This is a genomic window from Treponema sp. (genome assembly GCF_052169735.1).
Classification (GTDB): domain Bacteria; phylum Spirochaetota; class Spirochaetia; order Treponematales; family Treponemataceae; genus Treponema.
Genome location: NZ_JBQNBW010000042.1, coordinates 1 through 25,096, shown reverse-complemented (window position 1 = coordinate 25,096; position 25,096 = coordinate 1). Strand labels below are relative to the sequence as shown.

Annotated in this window: 20 protein-coding genes and 1 tRNA gene; 12 read left to right on the top strand and 9 right to left on the bottom strand. The window is 46.7% G+C overall.

Translation table 11 applies throughout. The features are described from left to right. Window positions 1-131: 131 nt before the first annotated feature. Window positions 132-797: a methionine ABC transporter permease gene (locus ACTTJ8_RS08030; RefSeq protein WP_442720848.1), complete on the bottom strand. Its 666-nt coding sequence runs from the start codon at window positions 795-797 to the stop codon at window positions 132-134. Further along, window positions 794-1,795: a methionine ABC transporter ATP-binding protein gene (locus ACTTJ8_RS08025; RefSeq protein WP_442720847.1), complete on the bottom strand. Its 1,002-nt coding sequence runs from the start codon at window positions 1,793-1,795 to the stop codon at window positions 794-796. Before ACTTJ8_RS08025 ends, ACTTJ8_RS08030 begins: the two co-directional genes overlap by 4 nt. Before the next feature lie 218 nt (window positions 1,796-2,013). Between ACTTJ8_RS08025 and ACTTJ8_RS08020 the strand changes: the two genes are divergently transcribed. The 3 genes from ACTTJ8_RS08020 to ACTTJ8_RS08010 are packed head-to-tail and all read left to right on the top strand — an operon-like array spanning window position 2,014 to window position 5,042. Beyond that, window positions 2,014-3,507, top strand: coding sequence for a S41 family peptidase (locus ACTTJ8_RS08020; protein WP_442716055.1), 1,494 nt, complete (start codon window positions 2,014-2,016; stop codon window positions 3,505-3,507). A 12-nt stretch (window positions 3,508-3,519) separates the two neighbouring features. Beyond that, entirely contained in the window at window positions 3,520-4,332 is an 813-nt protein-coding gene (locus ACTTJ8_RS08015) for an RsmE family RNA methyltransferase (protein ID WP_442718289.1), read from the top strand. Then, window positions 4,305-5,042, top strand: a complete 738-nt coding sequence (locus ACTTJ8_RS08010; RefSeq protein WP_442718290.1) for a WecB/TagA/CpsF family glycosyltransferase — start codon at window positions 4,305-4,307, stop codon at window positions 5,040-5,042. The genes ACTTJ8_RS08015 and ACTTJ8_RS08010 overlap by 28 nt, the downstream gene beginning before the upstream one ends. Before the next feature lie 26 nt (window positions 5,043-5,068). Here the strand turns inward: ACTTJ8_RS08010 and ACTTJ8_RS08005 are convergent. Continuing rightward, a tRNA-Leu gene (locus ACTTJ8_RS08005) sits at window positions 5,069-5,152 on the bottom strand. A gap of 153 nt (window positions 5,153-5,305) precedes the next feature. On the opposite strand from ACTTJ8_RS08005, the gene ACTTJ8_RS08000 reads away from it, so the two are divergent. Then, window positions 5,306-6,499, top strand: coding sequence for an SAM-dependent methyltransferase (locus tag ACTTJ8_RS08000; RefSeq protein WP_442720846.1), 1,194 nt, complete (start codon window positions 5,306-5,308; stop codon window positions 6,497-6,499). Between the two features lie 78 nt (window positions 6,500-6,577). Here the strand turns inward: ACTTJ8_RS08000 and ACTTJ8_RS07995 are convergent, their stop codons facing one another. From ACTTJ8_RS07995 to ACTTJ8_RS07985, 3 genes are all read right to left on the bottom strand, one after another. Next, entirely contained in the window at window positions 6,578-7,198 is a 621-nt protein-coding gene (locus tag ACTTJ8_RS07995; RefSeq protein WP_442720845.1) for a hypothetical protein, read from the bottom strand. A gap of 144 nt (window positions 7,199-7,342) precedes the next feature. Then, window positions 7,343-10,096 (bottom strand): PD-(D/E)XK nuclease family protein, encoded by a 2,754-nt coding sequence (locus ACTTJ8_RS07990; RefSeq protein ID WP_442720844.1) that lies wholly within the window; start codon window positions 10,094-10,096, stop codon window positions 7,343-7,345. Window positions 10,097-10,290: 194 nt separating this feature from the next. After that, window positions 10,291-11,064 carry a hypothetical protein gene (locus tag ACTTJ8_RS07985; protein WP_442720843.1) on the bottom strand — a complete coding sequence of 258 codons (774 nt, stop codon included), beginning with the start codon at window positions 11,062-11,064 and terminating at the stop codon, window positions 10,291-10,293. A gap of 123 nt (window positions 11,065-11,187) precedes the next feature. Between ACTTJ8_RS07985 and ACTTJ8_RS07980 the strand changes: the two genes are divergently transcribed. Continuing rightward, window positions 11,188-12,090, top strand: coding sequence for a hypothetical protein (locus tag ACTTJ8_RS07980; protein ID WP_442720842.1), 903 nt, complete (start codon window positions 11,188-11,190; stop codon window positions 12,088-12,090). Between the two features lie 63 nt (window positions 12,091-12,153). Here the strand turns inward: ACTTJ8_RS07980 and ACTTJ8_RS07975 are convergent, their stop codons facing one another. After that, window positions 12,154-13,407 (bottom strand): helix-turn-helix domain-containing protein, encoded by a 1,254-nt coding sequence (locus tag ACTTJ8_RS07975; RefSeq protein WP_442720841.1) that lies wholly within the window; start codon window positions 13,405-13,407, stop codon window positions 12,154-12,156. Between the two features lie 196 nt (window positions 13,408-13,603). Between ACTTJ8_RS07975 and ACTTJ8_RS07970 the strand changes: the two genes are divergently transcribed. After that, window positions 13,604-14,536 (top strand): hypothetical protein, encoded by a 933-nt coding sequence (locus tag ACTTJ8_RS07970; protein ID WP_442716068.1) that lies wholly within the window; start codon window positions 13,604-13,606, stop codon window positions 14,534-14,536. Between the two features lie 63 nt (window positions 14,537-14,599). Here ACTTJ8_RS07970 and ACTTJ8_RS07965 read toward each other — a convergent pair whose 3' ends face one another. Continuing rightward, window positions 14,600-15,832 (bottom strand): helix-turn-helix domain-containing protein, encoded by a 1,233-nt coding sequence (locus ACTTJ8_RS07965; protein ID WP_442720840.1) that lies wholly within the window; start codon window positions 15,830-15,832, stop codon window positions 14,600-14,602. A 172-nt stretch (window positions 15,833-16,004) separates the two neighbouring features. Between ACTTJ8_RS07965 and ACTTJ8_RS07960 the strand changes: the two genes are divergently transcribed. The 6 genes from ACTTJ8_RS07960 to ACTTJ8_RS07935 all read left to right on the top strand — a co-directional run bounded on the left by ACTTJ8_RS07960 (window position 16,005) and on the right by ACTTJ8_RS07935 (window position 22,534). Beyond that, window positions 16,005-16,988 carry a radical SAM protein gene (locus ACTTJ8_RS07960; protein ID WP_442720839.1) on the top strand — a complete coding sequence of 328 codons (984 nt, stop codon included), beginning with the start codon at window positions 16,005-16,007 and terminating at the stop codon, window positions 16,986-16,988. Between the two features lie 80 nt (window positions 16,989-17,068). Next, window positions 17,069-18,277: an ABC transporter permease gene (locus tag ACTTJ8_RS07955; RefSeq protein WP_442716071.1), complete on the top strand. Its 1,209-nt coding sequence runs from the start codon at window positions 17,069-17,071 to the stop codon at window positions 18,275-18,277. A 59-nt stretch (window positions 18,278-18,336) separates the two neighbouring features. After that, window positions 18,337-19,569 (top strand): ABC transporter permease family protein, encoded by a 1,233-nt coding sequence (locus tag ACTTJ8_RS07950; protein ID WP_442716072.1) that lies wholly within the window; start codon window positions 18,337-18,339, stop codon window positions 19,567-19,569. A gap of 226 nt (window positions 19,570-19,795) precedes the next feature. Next, window positions 19,796-20,539, top strand: coding sequence for an outer membrane lipoprotein-sorting protein (locus ACTTJ8_RS07945; protein WP_442716073.1), 744 nt, complete (start codon window positions 19,796-19,798; stop codon window positions 20,537-20,539). A 15-nt stretch (window positions 20,540-20,554) separates the two neighbouring features. Next, window positions 20,555-21,835 carry a hypothetical protein gene (locus ACTTJ8_RS07940; RefSeq protein WP_442716074.1) on the top strand — a complete coding sequence of 427 codons (1,281 nt, stop codon included), beginning with the start codon at window positions 20,555-20,557 and terminating at the stop codon, window positions 21,833-21,835. Between the two features lie 36 nt (window positions 21,836-21,871). After that, window positions 21,872-22,534 carry an ABC transporter ATP-binding protein gene (locus ACTTJ8_RS07935; RefSeq protein ID WP_442716075.1) on the top strand — a complete coding sequence of 221 codons (663 nt, stop codon included), beginning with the start codon at window positions 21,872-21,874 and terminating at the stop codon, window positions 22,532-22,534. Window positions 22,535-22,634: 100 nt separating this feature from the next. Here ACTTJ8_RS07935 and ACTTJ8_RS07930 read toward each other — a convergent pair whose 3' ends face one another. Further along, the gene (locus ACTTJ8_RS07930; RefSeq protein ID WP_442716076.1) at window positions 22,635-24,911 is read right to left on the bottom strand and encodes a DEAD/DEAH box helicase; all 2,277 of its coding nucleotides are present in this window, start codon (window positions 24,909-24,911) and stop codon (window positions 22,635-22,637) included. Window positions 24,912-25,096: the final 185 nt, after the last annotated feature.

The following is a 25,096-nucleotide window of genomic DNA, read 5'->3' as shown; positions in this document are numbered from 1 at the left end:
TACTGGATGCTATCTAGTGCATTTTTTGAAATTTTGGACAACCTCTAAAAAACTAAAGCTCACAGAGATTTCTCATTATCGAAAGGCTATTGCGATTGGTTCCGTACCCGCCTGCTGCAAGGCAGGTTAACTTAACGCTGTTTTGCTAGGGCGGAACTGATCCGGGTACCGATCAGCTGGATCAGCTCAACCATCACCAAAATCACGATAACCGCAGCAAGCAGTATATCGCTGCGGAAGCGCTGATACCCATAGCGGATTGCCAAGTCGCCAAGCCCGCCGCCGCCGATTGCGCCAGCCATTGCCGAATACCCGATTAAGTTGATAACCGTGAGGGTAATCCCAGCAACAAGCGGCGGAAGCGCCTCCGGTATCATCACCTTAAAAATGATCTCCGGGATAGACGAGCCCATAGCGATCGCCGCTTGGATAACCCCGCGGTCAATTTCCATCAAGGCGCTTTCGATAACCCGCGCAACAAAGGGAGCGGCAGCAATGGACAGCGGCACAACAGTTGCTGCGGTTCCAATGCTCGTCCCGATGATAAAGCGGGAAAAAGGAAAGAGCAAAATCATCAAAATGATAAACGGAAAGGAGCGCAATATGTTGACTACCCTATCCAGCAGCTGATGCAGTACAGGCTTCGGCATTAAATTCCCCTCAGCTGTGATGCACAGCAGTACCCCAAGCGGAGCGCCGAGTAGCAGAGAAAAAACAGTGGAAAAAAAGACCATTGTAAGGGTTTGTGCGGTTGCGGTTCCTACCAATTGTAATAACGTTATCCATGAGCTGCTCATAGCTGTGTTTCCTCCACTTTAATACCATGCTGATTGAGATACGCAAACGCCCGCTGCATATCCTCCGATGAGCCGCGTATATCCACAAAAAGCACACCGACAACGGTTGTGCCGACTTTCTGTGTTCCGCCTGCCCGGATGTTAAACTCGATACCGTAATCGTGGGAAATTCTACTGAGCACAGGTTCACTTGTCGGCTCTCCTGTAAAGCGGAGCGTATAGGTACCGCCGTTTTGCGATGACCTGATAAGCTGCATATCTTCAGGATTGAGCGGATTGATGTGCATGAGGAAATCTTTGGTTACGGCTGTCTTTGGGGCAGAAAACAGTTCATGTACCGTACCCATTTCGGCAACTGCTCCGTTATCTATAACCGCGACGTGCTGACAGCAATCGCGTACTACTTCCATTTGATGGGTAATCATCACCACGCTGAGGTTCATATCTTTCTGCAGCTGCTTCAGCAGTTCCAGAATTGAACGGGTGGTTTGCGGGTCGAGAGCACTGGTTGCTTCATCGCAAAAGAGAATATCCGGCGACACCGCCAAGGCACGGGCTATTGCCACCCGCTGCTTTTGACCGCCCGACAAGGTACTGATCCGAGCCCCTCCCCTCCCTTCAAGCCCAACCAGCGCCAGCATTTCTTCAACCTTACCGGCAATTTTCTGCCGCGGCATACCAGAAATTTCAAGTGGATAAGCGATATTCCCCGCAGCCGTGCGCGAGGCAAACAAATTAAAGCTCTGGAAGATCATCCCGATCTTCTTATGCTGATCGCGAAGGGCTTTTCCGCTCAGCGTGTCAACCCGGGTATTGCCGTAGTAAATCTCCCCCGAATCTACCCGCTCTAAAAGACTGACGAGCCGCACCAGTGTGGACTTTCCAGCTCCGCTTTTGCCGATAATACCGAAAATTGTATGTGAAGGAATTTCAAGACTGATATTATCAACCGCTGAAAGGTCTCCATACCGTTTATTTATATTTACTAATCGTATCATCTATATATACAAACAAAATACAGAATCTCTGTCAAGTTGATTCCAGCGGTAAAAAACATCGGAAGAACTACCGCTATCCGTGACGGTTCCGGCAAAGTTTTTGGAGATGTCCAATTATTACAAAACCATTCAAAATTTCCATGAACAACAATCATCAAAACCCCTCTTTTTAGAGGTTTCCGCTTGACAATTTTTGAATATAATAGAGAATATTTTATATGAAACCACGAAAAGTCTGGATTGTAACCTGTGTATTTTCTGTCCTATTGATTTGCACGGCATTTTTTGCACCGTCTATTTTTGCTCAGTCTCAGTCAGAACAGCCCAAGCCTGCCATTCCGTATATGCAGTATCTTCAGTATCTCAACGAGGCATTGCAGCGTTACTATGTTGATGAGGTAGACCCTGAGGTTTTATTCCAAGGCGCTGCTGAAGGTATGCTGAATGCGGTAAAAGATGCCTATACTGTTTACATTGATAACGGCAGCTTAACAGGCGTCGGCTTGCAAGATACTACGACCGGCTTTTTCGGCGGCATTGGAGTTACGTTTACCAAACCAAGTATTTCCACAGCAGAACGCCCTGCTTATGTTGAGGTAGCTTCTGCCCTCGAAGGAACTCCAAGCTGGAAAGCAGGCATCCAAATGGGCGATCTTATTACCGAAATAGAGGGCGTTTCTACCATAGAAATGACCCAAGCGGATATTGTAGCAAAGCTGCGCGGCAAAATAGGCTCTTCAGTTACGGTAACAGTCCGGCGCGGTAAAAATATGGAATTCCCGGTAAAACTTGTCCGTGCCCGTATTGAAGTTCCTACTATTAAGACGATGAAATTGGATGATAAAACCGGGTATATACGGCTTATTGAATTTAATCCCAATGCAACACCCCGTATACAGGAAGCCCTTGAAAATTTCCGCAAAGAAGGAATTACCCGGCTTGTACTGGATTTACGAAATAATCCCGGCGGATTGATCACGGCAGCAGTTGATACGGCAAGCCTGTTTATTAAAGAAGGTGTGATTGTCTCGACAAAATCGCGCATTCCGCAGCAAAACCTCGAGTTTAAGACCAATACTAAGATACCGGCACAGTTTGCTGACTTACCGCTTGTTGTGCTCATCAATAAAAGCTCAGCGAGTGCATCGGAAATACTTGCCGGCGCTTTAAAAGATTATAAGCGCGCCTATCTTGTCGGTGAGACCAGCTATGGCAAAGGTTCCGTGCAGCAGATATTTGAGCTCACCAAAAACTCATCGTTTAAGATGACAATTTCCCGCTATTATACGCCGAGTGATGCGAATATTGACAAAACCGGTATTAAACCCGATAAGGAAGTTCTCATGTTTCCTGCCTTAACAGCAGAGGATGAAAAAAACTTGGAGAAACTTTTACGAGATGAAAAACTTGCAAATTTTGTCAAGGACAATAAAGATTTAACCGGTTCCCAAATTACCCGCTATGCAGAAACGCTTGCAAAAGAATATTCACTCAATAAAGATTTGCTCCGAATCTTAATCCGGCAAGACTACAATAGAACGCATACGGCACCTGCTGCCGATATTGATTATGATCCGCAGCTCCAAGAAGCAGTTAAAATACTAAAATCTCCAGCCCTCCCGCAGCTCTTACTGCAAAGTAAAACGGTATTCCAAATGCAGGAGGAAGCAGCACAAGAAAAGGCTGCTGCCGAGGCAAAAAAAGCTTCTTAAACAGCATTATCTATGAAGCAATTTATTAGTGAAGCCGAACCTGACCGTAACGGCACCCTTACCCTGACCGGAAAGGCGTTTACCTATCTGAGAAAGGTGCGCCGTATGCGGGAGGGAGACAGCCTCCCGGTACTGCTGCCGGGGGGACGGTCTGTAATGATGGGTGCCGATTGGATTGACGACGGCAAGCGGGAGATACGGCTCCGTCTACAGACAGTGCCGCAACAAGATGAAAATACCGCCGCTACCGCCACCGTTGAATTGCCGGCAGCTGCACAGACGGAAATTATCCTGCTGCAATGGATTCTCAAAGGAGCAAAAACAGATACCATTGTCCGGCAGGCTGCAGAAGCAGGTGTGCATATCATTGTGCCGGTTATTGGGGAATTTTCCGTTGCCCGGAAACAAAATCCCGCACAACAGGAACGGTTCCGGCGGATTATTAAAGAAGCCCGGCAACAATCCGGCTCTCCGATTGATACGCGTATTACCGAACCGGCACCGCTTTCCGCCGTTATGCAGCATACGGTTCCCCCCTTACTCGGCAGCGGTACCGTGTGCGGCATGTGCAGTGAAGCAGCAGGTACAGCCTTGAGCGTACATACCTTTCTTGCCGCTAAGCCCGGTCGGATTATGCTCGCAATCGGAGCAGAAGGTGGAATCAGCCCGGCAGAAACAGCCATGCTGGCAGCAGCAGGCTTTAAGACCATTCATTTTAATACAAATGTACTCCGTGCAGAAACAGCCGCCCTTTATGCAGTGGCTGCAATGCAAACTATTAGAAACGAGGCAGACCAATGGCAATTACCCGCATCCATCTCTTAACAATACCGCTTGATATTCTCCCAGATGAGGATATTGAACAGACTATTATGCAGCTCCTTGATTCGGGCAAGCCGCAGCAGATTATTTTTATTACCCTGTGGGATTTACTCAAAGCGCGCCGTGATACTGAATTTCGCGCTATGTTGGAAAATGCAGCGCTCTGCCTGCCGTTATCTAAAAGCCTCCTGAGCGCAGCCCGCTTTCTCAATTTACCGGTTCCTATACGGCGGGACTCTTTTGATATGATTATTAGGATTTTAAATACTATCGATTCTCATTTTAAATCGCTCTACCTGCTGGGAGGAAGAGCACAAAACCTCTTGGATGCCGAGCGGAATGTACATATCACCTTTCCCGGCATCAGTATTGTGGGAAGATTTAACGGTTTTTATCGAAAAAGTATGGAAGCCAATATCATTACGTCAATAGTAAAAGCTCATCCTGCTCTCTTGATTGCCGGTAACGGTGTGCCCGGCGGTGTACGGTGGATTCACCGCAATAGGACAAAGCTGCCTGCAACCATCTGTATTTATGACAACGATATTATCGATATCTTTGCAAAACGGAAAAAAAGAATTTCCGATGCCGCATTCCGCAAAGGGCATGAATTTTTGCCGCAGCTGTTACGGAATCCTTTTAAGATATTCTACGGGTTCCGTGCTCTGCTTTTTTGGCTGATAGTAGTGTTTTACCGCTTGTTTAGGAAATAAAATAAAAAGAAGTAAGAGAAGAACGATGCCGGCGAAGGGACTTGAACCCTTACGGAGTTGCCCCCAATAGATTTTGAGTCTATCGTGTATACCAATTTCACCACGCCGGCTCTTTACAGGAAGATACTATATCATATTGTATTTATTTTGTAAAGCCGGTAATTAGGGCATATTCACAGTGGTTCACAAGAGGGTAATTCATATATAGGTTTACAGAATAACTGTAGTGCAGCATACATAATATGGGTATAATACGGAATAACATGATCGATCCAACGACTATTGCAGCAGCTCAAGCGTACGGTGCCATCCGGTATTTAAACGGTAAGCTATGGATACCGGTAAAAAGATTTGAAGCTCATTTAGAACAAGAACTCAGTTTAAAATATCATGGGCACATTGAGTGCATACGCGGCACACGGTACAGCAGTCAAAGTGAGCTTGAGCATACAAAACAGGGAATGCTTTTCTATTGTGAAGAAGATTCTCAGGATATTGCACAGGATATTATATGGAAGCAATTATGCTGGGAAACTCCTTTTATCGTCCGTTTCCGCAGTATCGGTGAGGCAGCAGCCCTGCTGAGGGGTATCCAACGGAATTGGGCACACTATCCGCTCACCTGCTTTAGACGGGCAGCACTCATCAGTGAAAAATTGCCTTACATTAGTAATAAGGAAAAAAACTTTCCATATTCTGTACCGCGTGCGGATATGGGGGTATGGTCACTGCTGGACGAACACACCTTAATTGCATCGGCAAAAACATCTTCTCCCTTTCCGCTCGGGGTCATCCGATTTGTAGAAGACCATCAAAACCCGCCGAGCCGCGCCTATCTCAAACTCTGGGAAGCGCTTACCCTCTTAGACTTTTATGCACGGTGCGCTCACGAAAGCGGTGCCGAAGCAGATATCCCTTCCGGGGCGGATGCTATAGATACACACCATGACGCACGGTATCGCGCCGCTGCCCCCAAGGCTGAACAGGAGAGCCATCAGCTCATTCAGATTGGCACTCGCTGTATCGATGCCGGAGCTTGTCCGGGCGGCTGGACGTGGGTACTGCATCAACTCGGTGCAACGGTAACCGCCATTGACCGGAGCCCTTTAGCTGACCCTTTGATGCAGGAATCGCGCATTACTTTTATGCAGCATGATGCGTTTACCATTCCTCCTGAAAGTCTCGGCAGACAAGACTGGGTGTGTTCCGATGTTATTTGTTATCCGCCCCGCCTCCTCGAATGGGTTGACCGCTGGCTGGCAAGCGGACTATGCAGCCGATTTATCTGTACCATTAAAATGCAAGGCTCCCCTGACTTTGAAACCATCAACCGATTTGCCAGCATTCCTCATTCAAAAATCGTTCATCTTACTGCTAATAAGCATGAATTAACCTGGCTTTGTGCCCCATTTATTCGTGCGGAGGGGGATAAAATTCCGGTGATTTCTAAGCGGTAATCACCAATCTCTATGCACAACGGCAGTAATTCAATCCTCTGCATGAATAATTTGATATAAATGAAGCATATCCTGAATTTATAATGATTTTGTCCATATAAGCGAATCATTACTGCATGTAAACCCGATCCGTTCAAGGTAATGAATATGATCTGCAGACGGCTGTGCGGCTGCGAAAGAGGTTATCCCCTGTTTCTTCCAAAAACTCACATCATCAATGAAAAAATGCTTCCCGACTGCTAAATCACGATATTTCGGAACAACAAAATCTATTAAAAGATCAGCATATTTTTCTGTTTGGGTATCTTGAACCGTATAAGCGACTAAACCGGCTATATCATTATTCCGAAAGTACAATGCTATTTTTTCGCTTTTGGTGAAAGCGTCAGTGCCGAACAACGCAACAAGTTCCTGTTTATTCTTTTCAAAAAAATACTGAACAATTTCATTATCTTTTTTTACTTCTAAGATTTCAAAATTGTCCTGTATTTTTATCATTTTATAAAAATAATATATATCAATAAAAACGATACCGATATTCATAACCACTGCCGGCCATGAATTGGTTTTAAAGGCAAATATAATAAAGAGCAAACCTCCTATCGCATTTAAAACCCGTAATTTAATAATTGACTTCATCATTAACGAAATAAAGATTATAAATGAAGCCGCGTAACCTAATAGCTCAATCATGTTCATTCTCACACTGTAACAAAAAAGATATGCTCTTGCAAGTTGGATAACACGAAAGAGGCGGAGGACAAAAGGTATTAAAGCCGGCTGCAAGCACCTTTTAAGAACAACACTTTATAATTATCGAATAACAAGCAGCCGGCTTTCTTACTATTCAACAATAAATATCGTTCTGCATATCCGATGGAATGGGCATTTTTTACAGTCATCCCATTGTACCGTTTCCGGTTTTCTAAAATCTTCTTCCCCTACTTGGTGTGCATAGTTTTCTGAAGCACGTAAAAAACTTTCAATCGCAGGCTCAAAGGCATCCCGTGTTTTACTGGTGCGGGCGCTACCGTGGGGGATTACCGTTGGGTCATTGACAATATAGCTGATTTTTTCATCACCTAATCCAAGAAAAAATGCATGTTCTATTTGCGATTTAACCAGCTCTTTCTCCGCGAGGAAAAGATACATCGGTATTTGAAAATCGCACATAGCATCGGGAGTATAGGAAGACGCAGCCGGCGCAGTGCCTGATTTATAGTCCAGAATGACAGCTCGATCTTCTGCCGGCTGATATGCAACCCGGTCGATAACACCGTGATAGAGTATGTCCTCACTGCGGTGCCGGAGCTTCCCTTCCATTACGAGGGGAGTATAACCATCCAGTTTTTCCGCATCAACTGAGAGCACAAACGACACTCCTTGCAGGGTTTTCTTTTTAATCGATTGGATGAAAGGAGCTGCGAGCGGTCCTTGGAAGTCGGTTTGTGTATGAATTGTCTGAGCAAAGAGTTCATCCGCCCATTTAGTATACTCGTCGATATGCGCAGAAATAAAAACCGTATCGGTCTCTTGTATTTTCTGATAGAGCTTTTCAAGAATATGATGAGAGAGAAGCCCGACATAGCGCGGATTAAAAAGTTCGGCATCGGTGTCTTCTTCGTTAATGCTCAATACGGACTGCAAAAACCACTTGGCAGGACATTCGGCAAACAGCTTTAAATCGCTTGCGTTGACCCGGAATACCCCATCTTCATAGCGGGCTGTATGCAGCGCTTGTGTAAGTTCCGGCAATTTATTGGTAAGCGGTGTACGTAAAAAGGAAAAGCTGCACAGTGTATCATGTAAAACAAATTGCTCAAGACCGGTTTTTTGTACGGGATAGATGCTAGAGGGCAGCTGTTGTGCTTGTGCAAAAAACGCATATTCCTGTAAAAAAGAATCTGCGCATATTCCGGTACGTCCCTGCTGAATCTCCGTGAAAATACCGTTACTTACCGCATAGCCTGAAAAGGTTTGTTCAGAAAAAGAAAACTGCACGGTACCGTATTGGGCATAGACAGCAAAAAAATCCTGTGTAGCATCGTGCTCAATCACACCGAGTGCATCCCGCTTATCCTTCCGCAAAAAGGGTAATTTGGTATAAATAACCCTGCTTTTCCCCTGATTGCAGTTAAGCACGAAATGGTGGGTAAACGGAGTTGCTGCCGCTACCCGAAAGGGGAAGATACTGACAGCTCTTCCCGTATTTTGCGGTACATAGATTTCTCTGCCAAGCTGCGCAGTAAAAAACGGATAGGGTTGGGCTGGCAAACAGTCGGCAAAGTCCGGTTCCAACTGTATCAATTCCTGCATAAGGGTTACACAGCGTCCGATTACCGCATTATCTTCCGGTGAAAAACCGTTGAGGTTAAGGTAGCGGTCTCTCAGCATGATATAGCGGTGCCGTATCTCCGAAAAACTTTTTGCCTGTACCAACGCTTCCGCATCACGCATAAAAGGAATAAGCCAATTTTTTGCCTGCTCTTTTTCCGCGAGTTCTTCTTCATAACACTGCCCCGGGTGATGGGGTGTAGGCAGCTTAAAGGCTTCCTCCCATATATTCCGGTATTGGTCTCCGTCTTTCCACGACACAAGACAGTTGTTTTTAATACCGAAATTGATTACCGCTTGTATATGCTGCGGCGACTTCCACGGGATATGGGAATTGAGGAAGAGGCGTTTTAAACTTTCAAACGAAAAATGCTCTTCTACACAGCGTTCAAGGAGAGGGAAAAGACGGCCTGCTTGCTGTTCACTCAGCTTAAAGCCTAGGCGAAATTCCGCGGGTATGCTCCGGAGAGCGAACTCCCGCTTGAGATAGGGTACGGTACTTTCTATATCGGCAACACTGAATGCAATCTCATCGGCGGCGGCACCATCTGCCAGCAGCTGTTCTACCGCAAGGACAGCTGTGCGTATTTCTTCCCGGATGCTTGCACACCGGATGAGCGGTACCGCTTCCGGCTGAAACACTGGGGCAGGCAGTACCGAAATTTCTGACCGATCGGTTAAAAGCCCTCGGTATTCTTCAAAATCTTCCATCAATTCAGGATAGAGGAGAATATAATGCGGCGCTTGGGGACTAAACTCAGCGCCTGCCCACGAAGGTTCAAAAAGCCGGTGTGAATCCAAAAAATCCGTGTATGCTTTTTTCAGGATAAAAAGGTCAGCAGCTTCGTCATCCGCTGGAGCTTTATGCTGTGCTGCCCGTTTTTCCCAATGGTCGAGTTGCGGCAGAATACCGGCAATCCACTGGGCAAAAACAGCACCATCGGCAGCATAGTTTGCAGGGATAATGGTGCGGAAAAACGGCTGCGCTGCGTTCTCAGCAGCAATATGGCGGGCAAAAAGCAGTCTGATTACTTGCGATACCGGATTGCGTCCTTCCGTTTTTGCAACACAGCAGTCTGCCTTAAACGCATCCCATGCGGTAAATAATTCAGCCGGTATTGCAGCAAGACCGGTTAAGCTGATAGCACGATGCAGCCAGAGTCTGCTTGCAATCCGTGAGGGGAATACAAAGCGGGTACGGGCATCCTTACCATAGCGGCGGATACAATCTTCTATAGTAGAACAGCCGGAGATAATATTCATAGCATTGTCCCTTTTAGTCTAACCTGTGTTTTAGAATGCCCGCATATTCTGATTTACTGGAGCCGTATTGGACTATTTTAGGGGCATTGGCGCTAAAAACTCACAGTATGATATTATTACGGTATCACACTATGCCTATCTTAACAAGCAGTCGTTTTCGTACCGAATGAGTGCATAATCATCCGGGAAATACATCACGTATACTCCGCATTCCCCTTCCATCCCAGCACCCGCTGCCTCATGCCGGCGATATCCAGCACCCCTAAGGCGAATCCTTTGCGCACCAGCTCAGAGGGAACATACTCGTCGTATTTATCAAAGATGGGAACTTCGTTCTCGTACACAAGCTCGAGCGGGTCAAAGTTTTGTGCGGCTTCTTCGGCAATAATGCGATAGAATTCCTGTGCGCTTACCTGCATGGTAAACTGTAGGTAGTACGGTCTGGACGGACTCAAGCCTTTGAGCCCAAGCCGTGCACCGCAGCGGAGCTTGAGAAAACGTTCCAGCGCAAGAAAGGCATAACTGCCCAGCTGAGGAAAGAGCACCCACATAGTGCCGCCGAGGGAAATGAGCGGGTGAGTGTCCATCCCTGCCTTGGTGAACGTATTCCGCGCTTCCTGCAACCGGCACACGGCATGGCGCATCAGGTACGGATAGCTTTTCTGTTCCGCAAGGACAGTATGCATCCGTTCCAAGATACGGGTGTGTATATCGCCTGCCACATCACCGAAATACGCAGGGATATTCCCCTTTACCAGCGTGCAGTATACCTCGCGGCGCTGGTGATCCACCTCATCCACTGCCCACACCCTACCTGCAATGGCTATCTTCTCGCCCACAGGCGGCGGTTTGACGATTGTTCCCAGCTCTTCGGAACCGGAACGCACCGTGTATTCGATATTTTCTTGGAACACTGCGTAAAACTTATAATTGTTGACAACCCGCTCTCCGGTAATTCCGTACTCCATGCAATGCGTTCAGGAGGGTGCTATATACGGCGGCAGGACTAGTTCAATCTTACCAGCGGTTAAACTCTCCGCATTGGTTGACAGCGTATCAAAAGGCGATATGATACAAGCTAAGGAAACAAGATGAATAAAATATGGTATGTAGTAGTATTGATAGTGCTGTTATGCAGCTGCTCATCTGCGGTAGTTGAAACGGTGCAATATGATGCTGCAAAGATGGATGTCGGTTATTTCTATGAATATCACGGTTCCGTGCATCCCCATCAATTTGTTGAAAGCGATCTGAAAATATATTTCTATGTTATTTCCGATATACGCATTGAGTCGCTTTACGCATGGACGGATACCTCCGTAAAAGGTGTTTTAATAGAAACGTCTGTCGCGATGGATGCGGATCGCTGCTTAAAACAGGTGATTTCGGAACGAGCGTATCTTGCAGCGCAGTATAAAATCAGTCCTTTTATTAAATTTGATTACAAAAGAGAGGTTGTATATGATTTCTCTGCTCAAACGGTTACAAAAGATGAATATTGGGTGAACGGCAATAAGCCTGAAACGATATTACATCCCATCCATGATAAAGGAGTACATTCTTTTCAGACGGATAAGTTGCCCGTTTTTGAATTTTTCGGTGATATGCCGATCGATATTTTTATAGCCGGACGGTTTTTAGCGGAGGATACGACTTCTCGGCTGCCGATTAACGATAAAGGCTATATCACGGATGCTTCTTTTATGCCGCACAAAACGGAAGAAACTTTCTCGTATAACAGCATCGATTACTCATGCAAAAGATTTAGGATTAAAAACAAAAGCTTACTGGCACTGTTTTTCAGTAAAGAAACATATTTTTTGCGCGAATCCGATTCAGGGCTGAATTATCCTGTTTGTTTTAAGGGCGCGGATGCGGAATACCGGCTTGCTCGCCGAACCGCAATGAAGCTCGAAGAATGGAATGCCTTTAAGCAAACTGTAAAGGATGAGTTCAGTCCCGAAGGCTATATCGACATTGTGTATGAGGAATAAAGAGAGCGGTGGAGCGGCAGTGTAAGCAGAATCGCAAGGGCTATGCTGTATCGAGATTGTCTTTTAGGATACAGAAACACCTGCATTTGCATAGCGAGCGAGTTCAAAGCGATTATGCGTTCCTGTTTTCTTGTATACATTCGCAATGTGATTTTTTACCGTGTTATATGCTATGTCTAATTCAGATGCAATCTCTTTATTCGTTTTGGCAAAAGCGATGAGGACGGCAACATCAGCTTCCCGTTCGGTTAATGCTTGTTCAATAAAGAATTGGCGGTAGCGCTGTTTTATCGCATCGGTTTCTTCTATTATAAAAGCGTTTCCTGTAGCAAAAGTTCCTGTGCCGAAACCCTCTGCCGCAGCTTTTCCGGCGGCGCCGTTCATTTCCGCTGCTGTGTCATGCCAGCATGCTTGCATGGTTTGTACAGGGGCGGTTCGATTTTCCGCATTTGTACCGTTAAAGCGCTGCTGCGCTTGATGATGCAGTACGTACAATCCTGCGGCGGCAAATAAACCGTACAACATTAAATCTTCATAAAATGGAAAGGGCACGGAGCGGTAGAGGAATACGGCAAATATGCCGACCGGCATATCGTAATTATGCAGCAGCGTCGGTATGGAACCGATAAATACCCACCCGCAAATAAGCCCTGCAATCCGTATGACGCGGTAGAATACCTTTTGAATAAAGGGGAAGGGGGTTAAGACACGCACCTTACAGGCATGAATCGCCCACGCGGCGAAAAGCGCATACATGGTAAAAAAGACAACCGAAACGAATTGGTAAAAAAATGCAAGCGTGCGGGCATGAAAGCAGCCTTCCGCAAGAAAGCCGAAACCGTTTAAGGTTTGTAAGAGCGGGAAAACAGTGTAAAAAAGTATACAGAGAACGCCTACCGTCAGCGTCAGGTTTTTAAGTCGCAGCTGTACACGGCTAATCGGGATATCCTCCATGCGGATTAGTTCAATAATAATCGAAGGAAAAAGCAGCAGGAACCATGCAGGATTAATAACGTTAAACAGCAGCTGGACTGCAATATACACACCGGTTAAACAGCTTCCGGTACTAAACGCCGGTTCTCCTTTGTACATCACAAACAGGCGCGAAAAATCCGTAATAGGTAAATTGAACAGCCAGCTGCTCAAGAGCAAGTTTACCGCGCTGCTGCCCGTTACCGCGATAAAACATAGAACCATCCGTTTATACAGCTTGAGCGCAGGCGCTGGATTTCTTCCGTACAGCAGTCCTATTCCGTAATAGTGCAGCAGAAACGCAATCGATATTCCCGTCTGAATAATAACATCAAGCCCTTTCATAGTCATAGGGTATAAAAATAAACATTTTTGGTAAAGCGAGACTACGACTGAGTACAGTAGTCCTCTTTTACCACTGATATTTTCTTGACATCTTAGAGCACTATGCTACACTGCCGGTAAAATAACATGTTCATCGAGTTCTGCAATGGCAGATACGGATCGGATACATAGCAAGAATAAAAGGGAAATGACACATATGAAACATCAGTTATCTATCGCAATTCTGTTTTTGAGTTTTCTTTGCATTTCGTGCCGGCAAAAAGCGGAACGGGTGCAGTTCGCGTATAATCCTGCCCAAATGGATGTAGGCTATCTGTATGAGTATCACGGTTCGTATAATAACCGGCACTTTACTGCCGGAACAAGTAAGCAGTTTTTTTATCTTACCGCTTCCGATACGCTGGAAACAGTAGACTTCAGTGATGACGATCCCCTCATACGAGGAATATTATCATACAGCCGGCAGATTATGGATTGGCGTTTTTACATGATGAAAGAAATCGTAAGCGAAAGTTTTTTAACCAAGCAGGTTAAATTCGCAAAAAATGCCGGCAGTTCCGTTAAAGTGACTGTACGGAAAAATTATGATACCGGCGAATCATATCGCGATGCATATATGATATACGGTAGTCAGCCTGAAACACTGAAAAAACCGGAACATGAGAATGAAACATGGCGCATTGAGCTTGATAAGCTGAAAGAACAAGCAATTTTTCGGTTTTCTAACGATATTCCGGCTTCATTTTTTATGGTAAGCCGTTTTTTTAATCCTGATGTAAAAAAAGCTCTGCTGCCTGTCGCTCATGCGAACTATCAAACAAATGCGTTTTGTATTTACGAAAAAAAAGAGACACTTTCATATAACGGGCAACAGTGGAACTGTTTGAAATTCCGTATGGAACCGGCAGGTCTTATGAGCCGTATATTAGGGAAAAAGCTCTTTTTTTGGTTGGAAGCCGATTCGGGCTATTACTACCTTGTGCGTTTCCGCAATGAGAACACCCCCTTCCATGAATATCAGCTTGCTCGCCGAACCGCAATGAAGCTCGAAGAATGGGAAGCCTTTAAACAAACCGTCAAAGATGAGTTCAGCCCCGAAGGCTATATCGACATTGTGTATGAGGAATAAAGAGAGCGGTGGAGCGGCAGTGTAAGCAGAATCGCAAGGGCTATGCTGTATCGAGATTGTCTTTTAGGATACAGAAACACCTGCATTTGCATAGCGAGCGAGTTCAAAGCGATTATGCATTCCGGTTTTAATATACACATTCGCGACATGATTGCGGACGGTATTATAGGCAATATTCAACGCTATTGCGATCTCTTTATTGCTTTTAGCAAAAGCGATTAAGACGGCAACGTCCGCTTCCCGTTCGGTTAAGCCCTGCTTGATAAAAAAACGGCGATATTGCTGTTTTATCTCATCGGTTTCTTCTAGTATAAAAGCATTTCCCGATGCATATACATTCGCTGAGACTTTGCTGCCGGTTGTATCAGTCGCTGTATGTTGATCTATTTGCAATATTCGTACGGTTCGGTTTTGATATTCGGTTCCGGAACGGTTAGACCGCTGCCGTCTCTGATACTCTAATAGATATAAACCGGAACCGGCGAACAATGCATACAGTATTAAATCTTCATAAAAAGGGAATAATTGTTTTTTACGTACCCATGCGGTAAGAAGCGGTACCTTTAGACCGTGTTCGTCAAGCATACTGACGGTAAAAAGGATCAATAACCATGCACAAATAACCGCCGCAATCCATACAATAGAGTACAGGAATTGGCGAAGCACTGGGAAAGCCGTCAATACACGAATTTGAACGATATGTATAAACCATCCAAATAAAAAAAGATAAATACAATAAAAAATGAAGGAGGAGCCGCGTGTTAATAATTGATGCGCACCTTGCAGTTCCGACATACCAGATACGGCGGATACATCAATGGTTGCGGTTATCAATAAATTGATGCATTGATAGCTTAAAAAGATAATTCCGGCAGTACGAGTGATACGTGCACATAGTTTTTGCATTTTGCTGACTGGGAGTCCTTCCATACGGATTACTGTAAGTACCAGTGAGGGAACTGTTACAAGCAGCCATGAGATACTGGTAAGTACTCTGATAATTGAAAGAGTGACAATAAGCAGCAATGCTATTACCTCATGATTATGTAGTATCGAAAAGTCAGCATAAAGATTAAACCGTGAAAACTCTGAAATGGGACAATGAAAAATCAGCCCGACTACGATAACAGTCAGTGGATGTTGCAAGGCAATCCCTGCAATACATAATACAACGCGCCGGTACGCTACAAGCGCAGGATACTGTGCGTCGCTATAACAGAGGTGTATACCATAATATTGTAACAGCAATGAAATTGCTATGATACATTGCACAAGAATATCGCTGCTATACATCATGAATAAACAATACCGCCAATTTATTTTACCGTCAAGGAGAGTATTATATAAAAAGGCTCAGCGCTGATTGATATTCGGAATTTTCTTGATATCGTATCGATATTTATTATGTATAGTATTGAAGACTAGTTAGATATTACTATTTAATAAGTTATTCGACTATCTTATACATTTGCCCCATCCGGTACAGACAATAACCTTTTTCGGCGGTGAACCGCTCTTAGCGTTCAAGGATATAAAGGAATTTATCCCGAAATTAAATGCCGCATACAAAAAAATATTCGATACGGTACCCAAATACGCCGCAATAACAAACGGAACACTGATAACCGATGAAATGGCCGATTTTTTTAACCGCTATTTTTATGCGTTGTCTATCAGCATAGACGGACCAAAGCAAATATGCGATAAAACACGTATTTTTCTTAATCCCCGCCAAAGTGTACATGATACAATAAGGCGTGCAATGAATATTTTAAATAAGAAAAAAAGAAACTATTTCCTTGCTGCATCGGCAACCCTTTCTCCCGATACGATGATTCAAGCGCAAGCTCTGGGGGCCGCAGCATATCGGCGTTCTTTTTTTGCATTGGGATTCGATCAGGTAGCCATATTCGAAGCATCAGGAATACCGTGGCCGGATGAATCTCTGCAGGCTGCCTACCGCTTTTATGAGGGCATTATCGAAGAGACCTTCGGCATAATTACAGAGAAAAAAAGCAGTAAGTTGCCGGATAACGGTATTATGGCGTTATTGGTTGATATTCTAAAACAGCATTATACCGGCGATTGTGTTGCCGGCAAAAGCTATTTTTATTATACGATTGCAGACGGCATCTATCCTTGTCAGCTGTATTACAATGCGCGGAAAAGAGAGCGGACAGCGTTACGACGAATCGCTATTAAACAATGCCAAAGCTGCCCGGCTCTTAATGTGTGTGATTCGCATTGCGGCACCGCTTTATATGAAAACGGGGATGAGAATATTCCGGTGTCCTTCCGGTGCGCAATGACATTGTTTAAGCTTGATCAAGTAATAAAGCGATTAGGATATTACGCATTCTACAAAGAGACGAATGAAGCATATCAAAATATCATCAATGCCGTAAAAACATTTGCCGCTCAAAATGCCGTTTCCAACATATATACACCCTAGTGCTTTTTTACTAGGAATATTGCCTTGACGAAAACAAATGTTGCTTCTATAACAAGAACGATGAGGAATAATTATAGCCTATGAACTTTTTACTATTACTCCGTGCAATCCGTTCAGGCGGCCGTCATATACGGCGGCAGTTTTCCTTTTTTCTTTTTCTAACGTTGTCGTTCTGCCTGTTGAGTACGGTTACGATGTTCTTTGATGCACTCAAGGCGAACCGAGGTCGTTATTTTGCGCAGCGATATACGGGTTTTTACGGCATCGTCAAAAAAGACTGTTCCAACCTATTGACGGCAAGTCCGCCGCGCGAGGAAGATTTATTTAATCCTGATGAACTCTGCACCCTGCTCGACCGGCTCGGCATCAGCTATTCGGCACGCTTGAGGAGCTGGGCAACCTTTTACGTCGATGAACCTGACCGGCAGGAACTGCGTAATCCGAATCACGTTCTCCTTGTCGCAAGCGACGCTGCTGCGGAAACGGCGCTTTTAAGACACCTCGTTTTTAACGGCGCCGTACCTCATGAAGGTGCAAACGAAGCGCTCCTCTATGATTCTTCGGTCTCGCAGGAAGCGTTACGGCAGGGTATCATTGTGCAGATGCCCAGTCCGTTCGGTATTCCTGTATCGGATAAATTCCGACTGACCGGAACGTTCACAAGCGATGAGGCGATGATGCATCAGCCCATCCTTTTTATCGACCGCCGCTTAGTGCTTGAGCTGACCGGTAGGGAGGAAAATCTTGCAAGCGATATTGTGCTCGGTCAGCTTTCAGCTTTACAGCGTTTCAGACTTACATGGTTGCTTGCGGCGGAGTACCGCGATTACAAACTGCTTCCGTATACCGATTTTGATAGTATTGCGAAAGCAACGGCGCTTATCAGCGAAACGCTGCGGATACTGTTGTTTGTGTTTACCGGTATTGTGATATTCTTTTGTATGCTCAACAGTCTGACTATCGCAGTGCTGAACCGATCTAAGGAAATCGGAATATTGCGGGTTATCGGTTACAGCGCGAACCTTATTATCGGGCTTTTTTGTATTGAATATCTTACAATATTGGCTGCAGCATGGCTCATCGGATCGGCGGGTTGCGCAGGAGTTGCCGCGCTTCTGAATACGCTGCAATTATCCGCAACCGATATCAATCTTGAGTTAGCCTTTGCAGGAAAAGAGCTAGTGATGCATCCGTCTCTCCGCGTCTTTGCGTTGCCGCTGTGCGTATCGGCGCTTATGCTGCTCGGTATTACCGGACTGAGGACACGGCAAATACTTGCGCTGTCATAACGGATGATGAATAAGCTGTAAGAACAGTCGCAATCGTAAGGCCTTAGAGGAGAAAACGAATGTATTATATAAAATGGGCGCTGAAAAATATCATCGACAACAGAGCACGCTATGCCGTGATGATCATACTGACGGCGTTTACCTTTATAACGCTCTTGCTCTTTGATGCGGTTATTTCGGGATATGATATCCAGACCGATCGATTCAGGCAGGCGCTGGAAGGTGATATACGAGTATTCGCCTCTGATGAAGACGGTCTTGGCGCATTACTGCCTGCCTTATCCGACATAACGGCTTCATCCCCCTGTACGATTTTTTATCCTGCGGCGCTCATCGATGGCGTCCGTTTGATTACCGATACCGGCGATATGACCGTACAGCTTGCAGGGGTTACCGACGAATATCTACAAACGCTGCTCAAGTCGTGTACCGTGCTTAAAGAAGGATCTATGAATTTTTCCCAGCCGGAGACCTGCCTTGTTGATGCCGATACTGCGGAAAAACTTTCGCTTAAAGCAGGCGATGAGATTACGCTCTATTTTGAAGCACCGTCCAAACATATTATCTCGGCGCCGGTAACCATTGCCGGTATTTTTATTTCGAACTATCTGGCGCACTCCCGTATTGTATACATGCCGCTCATCAATGCAGTCGGCTTTATGGAAAAAGAAGATTTTGTCAATACCGTACTCGGAACGGTTGCAGCCGCTTCTGTGGTGGAACGGGATCAGCGGATAAATGATGTTGTATACGCTCTGCGGATAGCCGTAAAAAAAGCCGGCATTTTAGCACGGGTGGAAGCGCCCGATCAGCTGAGTGGCTCTTTCGGGTACTTTCAGATTTTTGATATTTTTAAGATCATTTTAATCGGATTAAAAAATCTTACCGGCTTTGTGCTGGCGCTCATGCTGCTGTTTGCAGTGCGGAGTGCATACTATCTGATTTTTCAAAAACGACGGGCGGAAATTGCGGCGCTGCGTACCTACGGAATGGACACAAAAGAATTTATACAGATGATTACCGCTGAAACCGTTATCGTACTGCTTTTGGCCGCGCTTATTGCCGCTGCCGTTACCATACCGGCTGTTTTTGCGGTACAGGGCTTTCCGGCAGCGTACTATTCGGCAAATCTCATCGCGGTATTCGGCGGCCCGTCCGTTGTGCTGCACTTTGACGGAATACGCATCGCGGCAATGGCGGTTGTTATTGCTGCAGTCAATTTTTCCGCATCAATGCTGTCAATGTTCCGCGCTTTACGCACGGAAACAGCCCGTCTTTCTGCTGAAAGTTAAGAAGAAATGTGCGGGGGAAGTCTTTCCAGATAAAAGCTTGTGCCGCGTGCAAAACGCTCGCCCATTACCAATCACCGCTTCTCCTCAGTACTAGTCCGATTTTACCGGACGAATTGCAGCGTTTTATTGTTGACAATAGCCTCTGAACATTTTTTAATAATCCTGTTAGACAACATATCAGGGGGAGACGTCCCCCCTCCAAAAAAAGAAGGAGAAAATAGAAGATATGAAAAAGGAAAGATGCTTGCTCATCGTTGTGTTGCTTTTTTTGTTGATATGCGGATTGACGGCGCAGGAAAGCGATTACGAGTCGGTGTTTTTGGCGGCTGACCGGCTGTTTCCGCAGGAGGCGAAGCTGACGTTGACGATGCAGAGTACAAAAAAGGGAAAGGCGCGTGATAAGGTTGGGTTTACGTGTTATATGAGCGGGACGGAAAAATATTTGCTGATTATGGAGTATCCGCGGATTTTGCAGGGACAGCTGCAGCTGCGGGCGGGTGATGTGATTTATTTTTACAATAATAAAGTTAATAAGATGAATAAGATGAGTGCGGCGGCGGCGTTTATGGGAACGTCGATTGCGCAGGAGGATATTATGAATACCACGCTGTCGCGGATGTATCGGGCGTGCGGCGGAAGTGAGCAGACGGTGGATGGGATTGAATGCCGGTGTGTGGAGCTTGAACCGACGGTTTCCGATGCGGCGTATAAAAAAATTTTGGTGTATATCAAAAAAGAGGACGGAATACTGTTGAAGCGGGAATATTTTTCGTATAAGGGCGGATTGATCAAAACGATGCGGGTGCTGGATTCGCGGGTAAGCGCGGACGGGTACGAGTTTTTGAAGGTTGCAACCGAGATGATCGGGAACTCAGGCGAATCGACGGTGTTGACTTTTGAGCGGTTTGACCGCACGGTGGCGGTTGATCCTCGGCTGTTTGAAGTGCAGCGGTTGAAGTATATCCGCTAGACGGAATTCAAGGCCATGAAGCGTATAACGATAACGGAAAAACGCCGGATTGCGGGGATATGCTGTGCGCTGATGACAGCTGTTACTGCCTGCGTGCTTTCTGCGGAAGAGGCGCTGCCGTATGAAGAATCAACATCGCTGTATGAAGAAGTGACAACGCTGCATGAAAAGACCTCAGAATCCACTGTACCGGAAGAATCTGCGCAGCCGGAAAATGAGATGCGTTCTTCTTTTGTATTCGGCGCTTCGGCGTTTATCAAATGGCGGGAAAAGAATACCAGCTATATTGCCGGCAAGTATAAAGATGCAGGGAATTTTGACGGGCAAGCCGGCGGCGCTCTTTTTATCGAAGGCAGCGCGCCGTTTATCGCAAACTATTACGCAAAGCTGCTTTTGACGGCGCCGCTTAATACCGCAGCAAACGGACAGACTGAAGGGCATATCGTATCGCTTGAAAAGATATACTTTAAAAGCAGGATTACGGATTTTTTATACCTTACCGCGGGTAAAACGGAGCTTGATACATTCAGACGGTTCAAAAAGCCGGTCGGGCTTGCCGCTCTGGAGTTTCTTGCAGGCGATTCGTGGGCGGTTACACTGCTGCCGTATTTTATCGAAGTGAAGGACTGGAAGGATGTGAGTTTTGCCTGCGGCATCAGCGGGGATTTTATCGAATGGGCGGTCAATGGGCAAGTGTATTGGGAGCGGCAGCAAAACTGGATCGGCGAAGTGCAGGTGCAGTACATTAAGAATTTTTTTACGGGAACGTTGTCCGGAACGGTAAAGCAAAAGGCGGACAACCGCTATTTTACCGAAACGGGAGGCCGTTGGCATGCAGCTCGGGAACGGAACGACCGCATGGGTAATGCTTTCCCCGTATACGGCGGAGTGGCAGCCGAATGCGCGTTTACCTTCCGTCCGGTAAGTTTTTCAGTAGGGTACGAGTTTTGCAGCGAAGGTTATACCTCGCAAGAAGCGGATGCCTTTAAGCAGGCAGTTTCGGTTCAGTCTGCATTTGCGGAAGGGTACCGCGAGGACGTATTCGATCCTCACGTACTGAATGCTGCATTCACGCTGCACGATACGGTTATTCCGAATGTAACGCTGAGTACGGAATACCGGCTGGGGCTTCCGCTCATTGGGCTAAAAGCTATTCACCGGCTTGAATATGCCGTCAACCGGTATTTTACGGTTGAGCTTATCCATGAACTGCGCTGGTCGCAGGACGGAGGTGGTTATCGGCTGTTCAGCCCTTTCCGCAATAGTGTGCAGGTGGGTGGTCATATTCACATATAACCGTTCGTATGTAGTTGTGCAGCATATATCGGAGGAATGATGATAGTATTGAAGGATATCGGTAAAACGTATAACAGCGGGGGGGTACGCTTTTGCGCGTTGCAGCATGTCTGTTTGACGATTGAGGAAGGATCTTTTGTTGCCGTTAAAGGGCCGTCGGGCAGCGGGAAAACGACACTCTTGAACATCTTGGGTACGCTTGATTCGCCTGATAGCGGTTCATATCTTTTTCGCGGGCGGGAGGTTGGCACATTGAAGCCGAAAGAGAAAAACCGATTCCGCCGCGATACGCTGGGGTTCGTGTTTCAGAATTTTAATTTGATTCCCGAATTAACGGTGTTTGAGAATATCGAAATCCCGCTATTGATTGTCAAAGAACGGAACCGGAAAGAGCGGGTATTGGCGGCGGCGGAAGCGGTTGGGCTTACCCGGCATCTAAAACACCGCCCCTCGCAGCTTTCCGGCGGGCAACAGCAGCGGGTGTCGATTGCCCGTGCAGCGGTTAAGCGCCCTGCGCTGATTCTTGCCGATGAGCCGACAGCCAATCTCGATTCAAAGACGGGCAGCGGGATTATTATGCTGTTATCCAATTTGCGCACGCAGTACGGTACAACGATTGTCCTTACCTCCCATGATGAACACGTATTGCAAAAAGCTGACCGCTGCATTGCCTTGCACGACGGCATAATAGCGGAATAACAAGTGTGCCGTTTTTGCTTTTTTTCGGTGAGTTAGTCTTTTATACAATTATCCTGTATAAAAGAATGAGACTACAGTTTAGCAATATTTTCTTCCAGTGTCATACTGTGCTATCACCCGGTATTCCATTCTTTAATCTGCTGAAGAATTTCCTCTTCCATCCCAGCACCCGCTGCTTCATGCCGGCGATATCCAGCACCCCTAAGGCAAATCCTTTGCGCACCAGCTCAGAGGGAACATACTCGTCGTATTTGTCAAAGACGGGTACCTCGTTCTCGTACACAAGCTCCAGCGGGTCAAAGTTTTGTGCGGCTTCTTCGGCAATAATGCGATAGAATTCCTGTGCGCTTACCTGCATGGTAAACTGTAGGTAGTACGGTCTGGACGGACTCAAGCCTTTGAGCCCAAGCCGTGCACCGCAGCGGAGCTTGAGAAAACGTTCCAGCGCAAGAAAGGCATAACTGCCCAGCTGAGGAAAGAGCACCCACATAGTGCCGCCGAGGGAAATGAGCGGGTGAGTGTCCATCCCTGCCTTGGTGAACGTATTCCGCGCTTCCTGCAACCGGCACACGGCATGGCGCATCAGGTACGGATAGCTTTTCTGTTCCGCAAGGACAGTATGCATCCGTTCCAAGATACGGGTGTGTATATCGCCTGCCACATCACCGAAATACGCAGGGATATTCCCCTTTACCAGCGTGCAGTATACCTCGCGGCGCTGGTGATCCACCTCGTCCACTGCCCACACCCTACCTGCAATGGCTATCTTCTCGCCCGCAGGCGGTGGCTTGACGATTGTTCCCAGCTCTTCGGAACCGGAACGCACCGTGTATTCAATATTTTCTTGGAACACTGCGTAAAACTTATAATTGTTGACAACCCGCTCACCGGTAATCCCGACAATCAGCCCGCCGCTTTCCGTGCGGTTGATATGATCAATAGTGATAAGGTGCCGGAGCAAGGTACGGAAGTCCTCCTGACTGATGCGGCGGAATACCGACAGGGTCAGTACTCTGGAGGCCAGCTCTGCCGGTGTCATCTCACCTGAGGAGGCAAGCGTGCTCATGGTCTGGTGATAGAGCAGGGAGAAGGGCAGCTTTTCCGTGCGCGGCGGTTCCACAAAGCGCTCTTCGATATAAAGCTGGACGAGTGCAATCCCTTGAATAAGATACCACGGAATCATCTCCGGCAGCATTGCCCGCGCTTCGGGATGATCTTCCCGCATGACAAACCACATTTCCGACGGAGTGCCGCGCCGTCCGGTACGACCCATACGCTGTAAAAAACCGGAAACGGTAAAGGGTGCGTCAATCTGGAATGCCCGCTCCAGTCTCCCGATATCAATCCCCAGCTCCAGCGTAGCGGTAGCGCAGACACTAATAAGCGAGTCGTCATCCTTCATTTCTTCTTCCGCACTTGCGCGGTACGAAGCGGAAAGGTTGCCGTGGTGAATTAAAAAGCGGTCGGGTTCGTGGTTGGCTTCACAGTATTGCCGGAGGTGCTGGCATACAGATTCGCACTCCTCGCGGGAATTGGTAAACACGAGGCATTTTTTACCGCGGGTATGCTCAAAGATATAGCCCATCCCCGGATCGGCAGCCTTGGGGGCCGTGTCCGCGGCGGGTTCTACCGTAAGCGCTTCGATAGTAATAGGCTTACCTTCGTCAGCTTGCGGCTCCGTATTGAAGAAGTGTTCTATCGAAAGCCGCCACACTTCTTTGCCGCCGTCACATTTGGGGATAACCGTTTCTCTCCCGCTGCCTGCAGCAAGAAAGGCTCCCGCTTCTTCAGGGTTACCGAGTGTGGCGGAAAGCCCAACCCGCCGGGGATTACAGCCCGCAGTCCGGCAGAGCCGCTCGATCAGACAAAAGGTTTGCCCGCCGCGGTCGGCACGCAGCAGGGAGTGGACTTCATCAATGACGATAAAGCGTAGGTCATGGAACAAAGAGGGTATTTCGCTCTGCTTGGTGATCATCAGCGCTTCAAGAGATTCCGGGGTGATCTGTAAAATCCCCGCAGGTTTACGGAGCAGCTTCCGCTTTTGACTCTGCGGCGCATCCCCATGCCATCGCGTTACGGTGATTCCCGCTTCCTCGCAAAGTTCGTTCAACCTCCCGAACTGATCATTGATGAGCGCCTTGAGCGGAGCGATATACAACACTCCCACCGAGGCAGCAGGCTCTTCGTATAAGAGGCTCAAGATTGGAAAAAACACCGCTTCGGTTTTGCCGGAGGCGGTGGATGCCGTCAGCAACACATTGTTATCGGTATTGAAAAGAGCATCGCCCGCCGCATTCTGCACCGCGCGAAGCGCCTGCCAGCCGGAGCGGTAAATATAATCCTGTATAAAAGGGGCGTATTGATTAAAAATATCCATCTGCCACAATACAACGGTATTTTAAATCTTTTCAACTTCTTCGACTGAAAGACCGGTTCCTTGCGCGATGGTCGTAATCGGGATTCCCATTTTCTTAAACGTAGCAGCTGTTTGTAATATTCCCTGCTGCATTCCCTGCTGCATTCCCTGCTGCATTCCCTGCTGCATTCCCTGCTGCATTCCCT

Bases quoted from the DNA above. Each gene is read 5' to 3' on its own strand.
- ACTTJ8_RS07950 (WP_442716072.1), top strand. From the start codon at position 18,337: ATGTATTATATAAAATGGGCGCTGAAAAATATCATCGACAACAGAGCA.
- ACTTJ8_RS07975 (WP_442720841.1), bottom strand. From the start codon at position 13,407: ATGAAAGGGCTTGATGTTATTATTCAGACGGGAATATCGATTGCGTTT.
- ACTTJ8_RS07995 (WP_442720845.1), bottom strand. From the start codon at position 7,198: ATGAACATGATTGAGCTATTAGGTTACGCGGCTTCATTTATAATCTTT.
- ACTTJ8_RS07970 (WP_442716068.1), top strand. From the start codon at position 13,604: ATGAAACATCAGTTATCTATCGCAATTCTGTTTTTGAGTTTTCTTTGC.
- ACTTJ8_RS08030 (WP_442720848.1), bottom strand. From the start codon at position 797: ATGAGCAGCTCATGGATAACGTTATTACAATTGGTAGGAACCGCAACC.
- ACTTJ8_RS07990 (WP_442720844.1), bottom strand. From the start codon at position 10,096: ATGAATATTATCTCCGGCTGTTCTACTATAGAAGATTGTATCCGCCGC.
- ACTTJ8_RS07935 (WP_442716075.1), top strand. From the start codon at position 21,872: ATGATGATAGTATTGAAGGATATCGGTAAAACGTATAACAGCGGGGGG.
- ACTTJ8_RS08015 (WP_442718289.1), top strand. From the start codon at position 3,520: ATGAAGCAATTTATTAGTGAAGCCGAACCTGACCGTAACGGCACCCTT.
- ACTTJ8_RS08025 (WP_442720847.1), bottom strand. From the start codon at position 1,795: ATGATACGATTAGTAAATATAAATAAACGGTATGGAGACCTTTCAGCG.
- ACTTJ8_RS07930 (WP_442716076.1), bottom strand. From the start codon at position 24,911: ATGGATATTTTTAATCAATACGCCCCTTTTATACAGGATTATATTTAC.
- ACTTJ8_RS07940 (WP_442716074.1), top strand. From the start codon at position 20,555: ATGAAGCGTATAACGATAACGGAAAAACGCCGGATTGCGGGGATATGC.
- ACTTJ8_RS08020 (WP_442716055.1), top strand. From the start codon at position 2,014: ATGAAACCACGAAAAGTCTGGATTGTAACCTGTGTATTTTCTGTCCTA.
- ACTTJ8_RS07955 (WP_442716071.1), top strand. From the start codon at position 17,069: ATGAACTTTTTACTATTACTCCGTGCAATCCGTTCAGGCGGCCGTCAT.
- ACTTJ8_RS08000 (WP_442720846.1), top strand. From the start codon at position 5,306: ATGATCGATCCAACGACTATTGCAGCAGCTCAAGCGTACGGTGCCATC.
- ACTTJ8_RS07965 (WP_442720840.1), bottom strand. From the start codon at position 15,832: ATGATGTATAGCAGCGATATTCTTGTGCAATGTATCATAGCAATTTCA.
- ACTTJ8_RS07985 (WP_442720843.1), bottom strand. From the start codon at position 11,064: ATGGAGTACGGAATTACCGGAGAGCGGGTTGTCAACAATTATAAGTTT.
- ACTTJ8_RS07945 (WP_442716073.1), top strand. From the start codon at position 19,796: ATGAAAAAGGAAAGATGCTTGCTCATCGTTGTGTTGCTTTTTTTGTTG.
- ACTTJ8_RS08010 (WP_442718290.1), top strand. From the start codon at position 4,305: ATGGCAATTACCCGCATCCATCTCTTAACAATACCGCTTGATATTCTC.
- ACTTJ8_RS07980 (WP_442720842.1), top strand. From the start codon at position 11,188: ATGAATAAAATATGGTATGTAGTAGTATTGATAGTGCTGTTATGCAGC.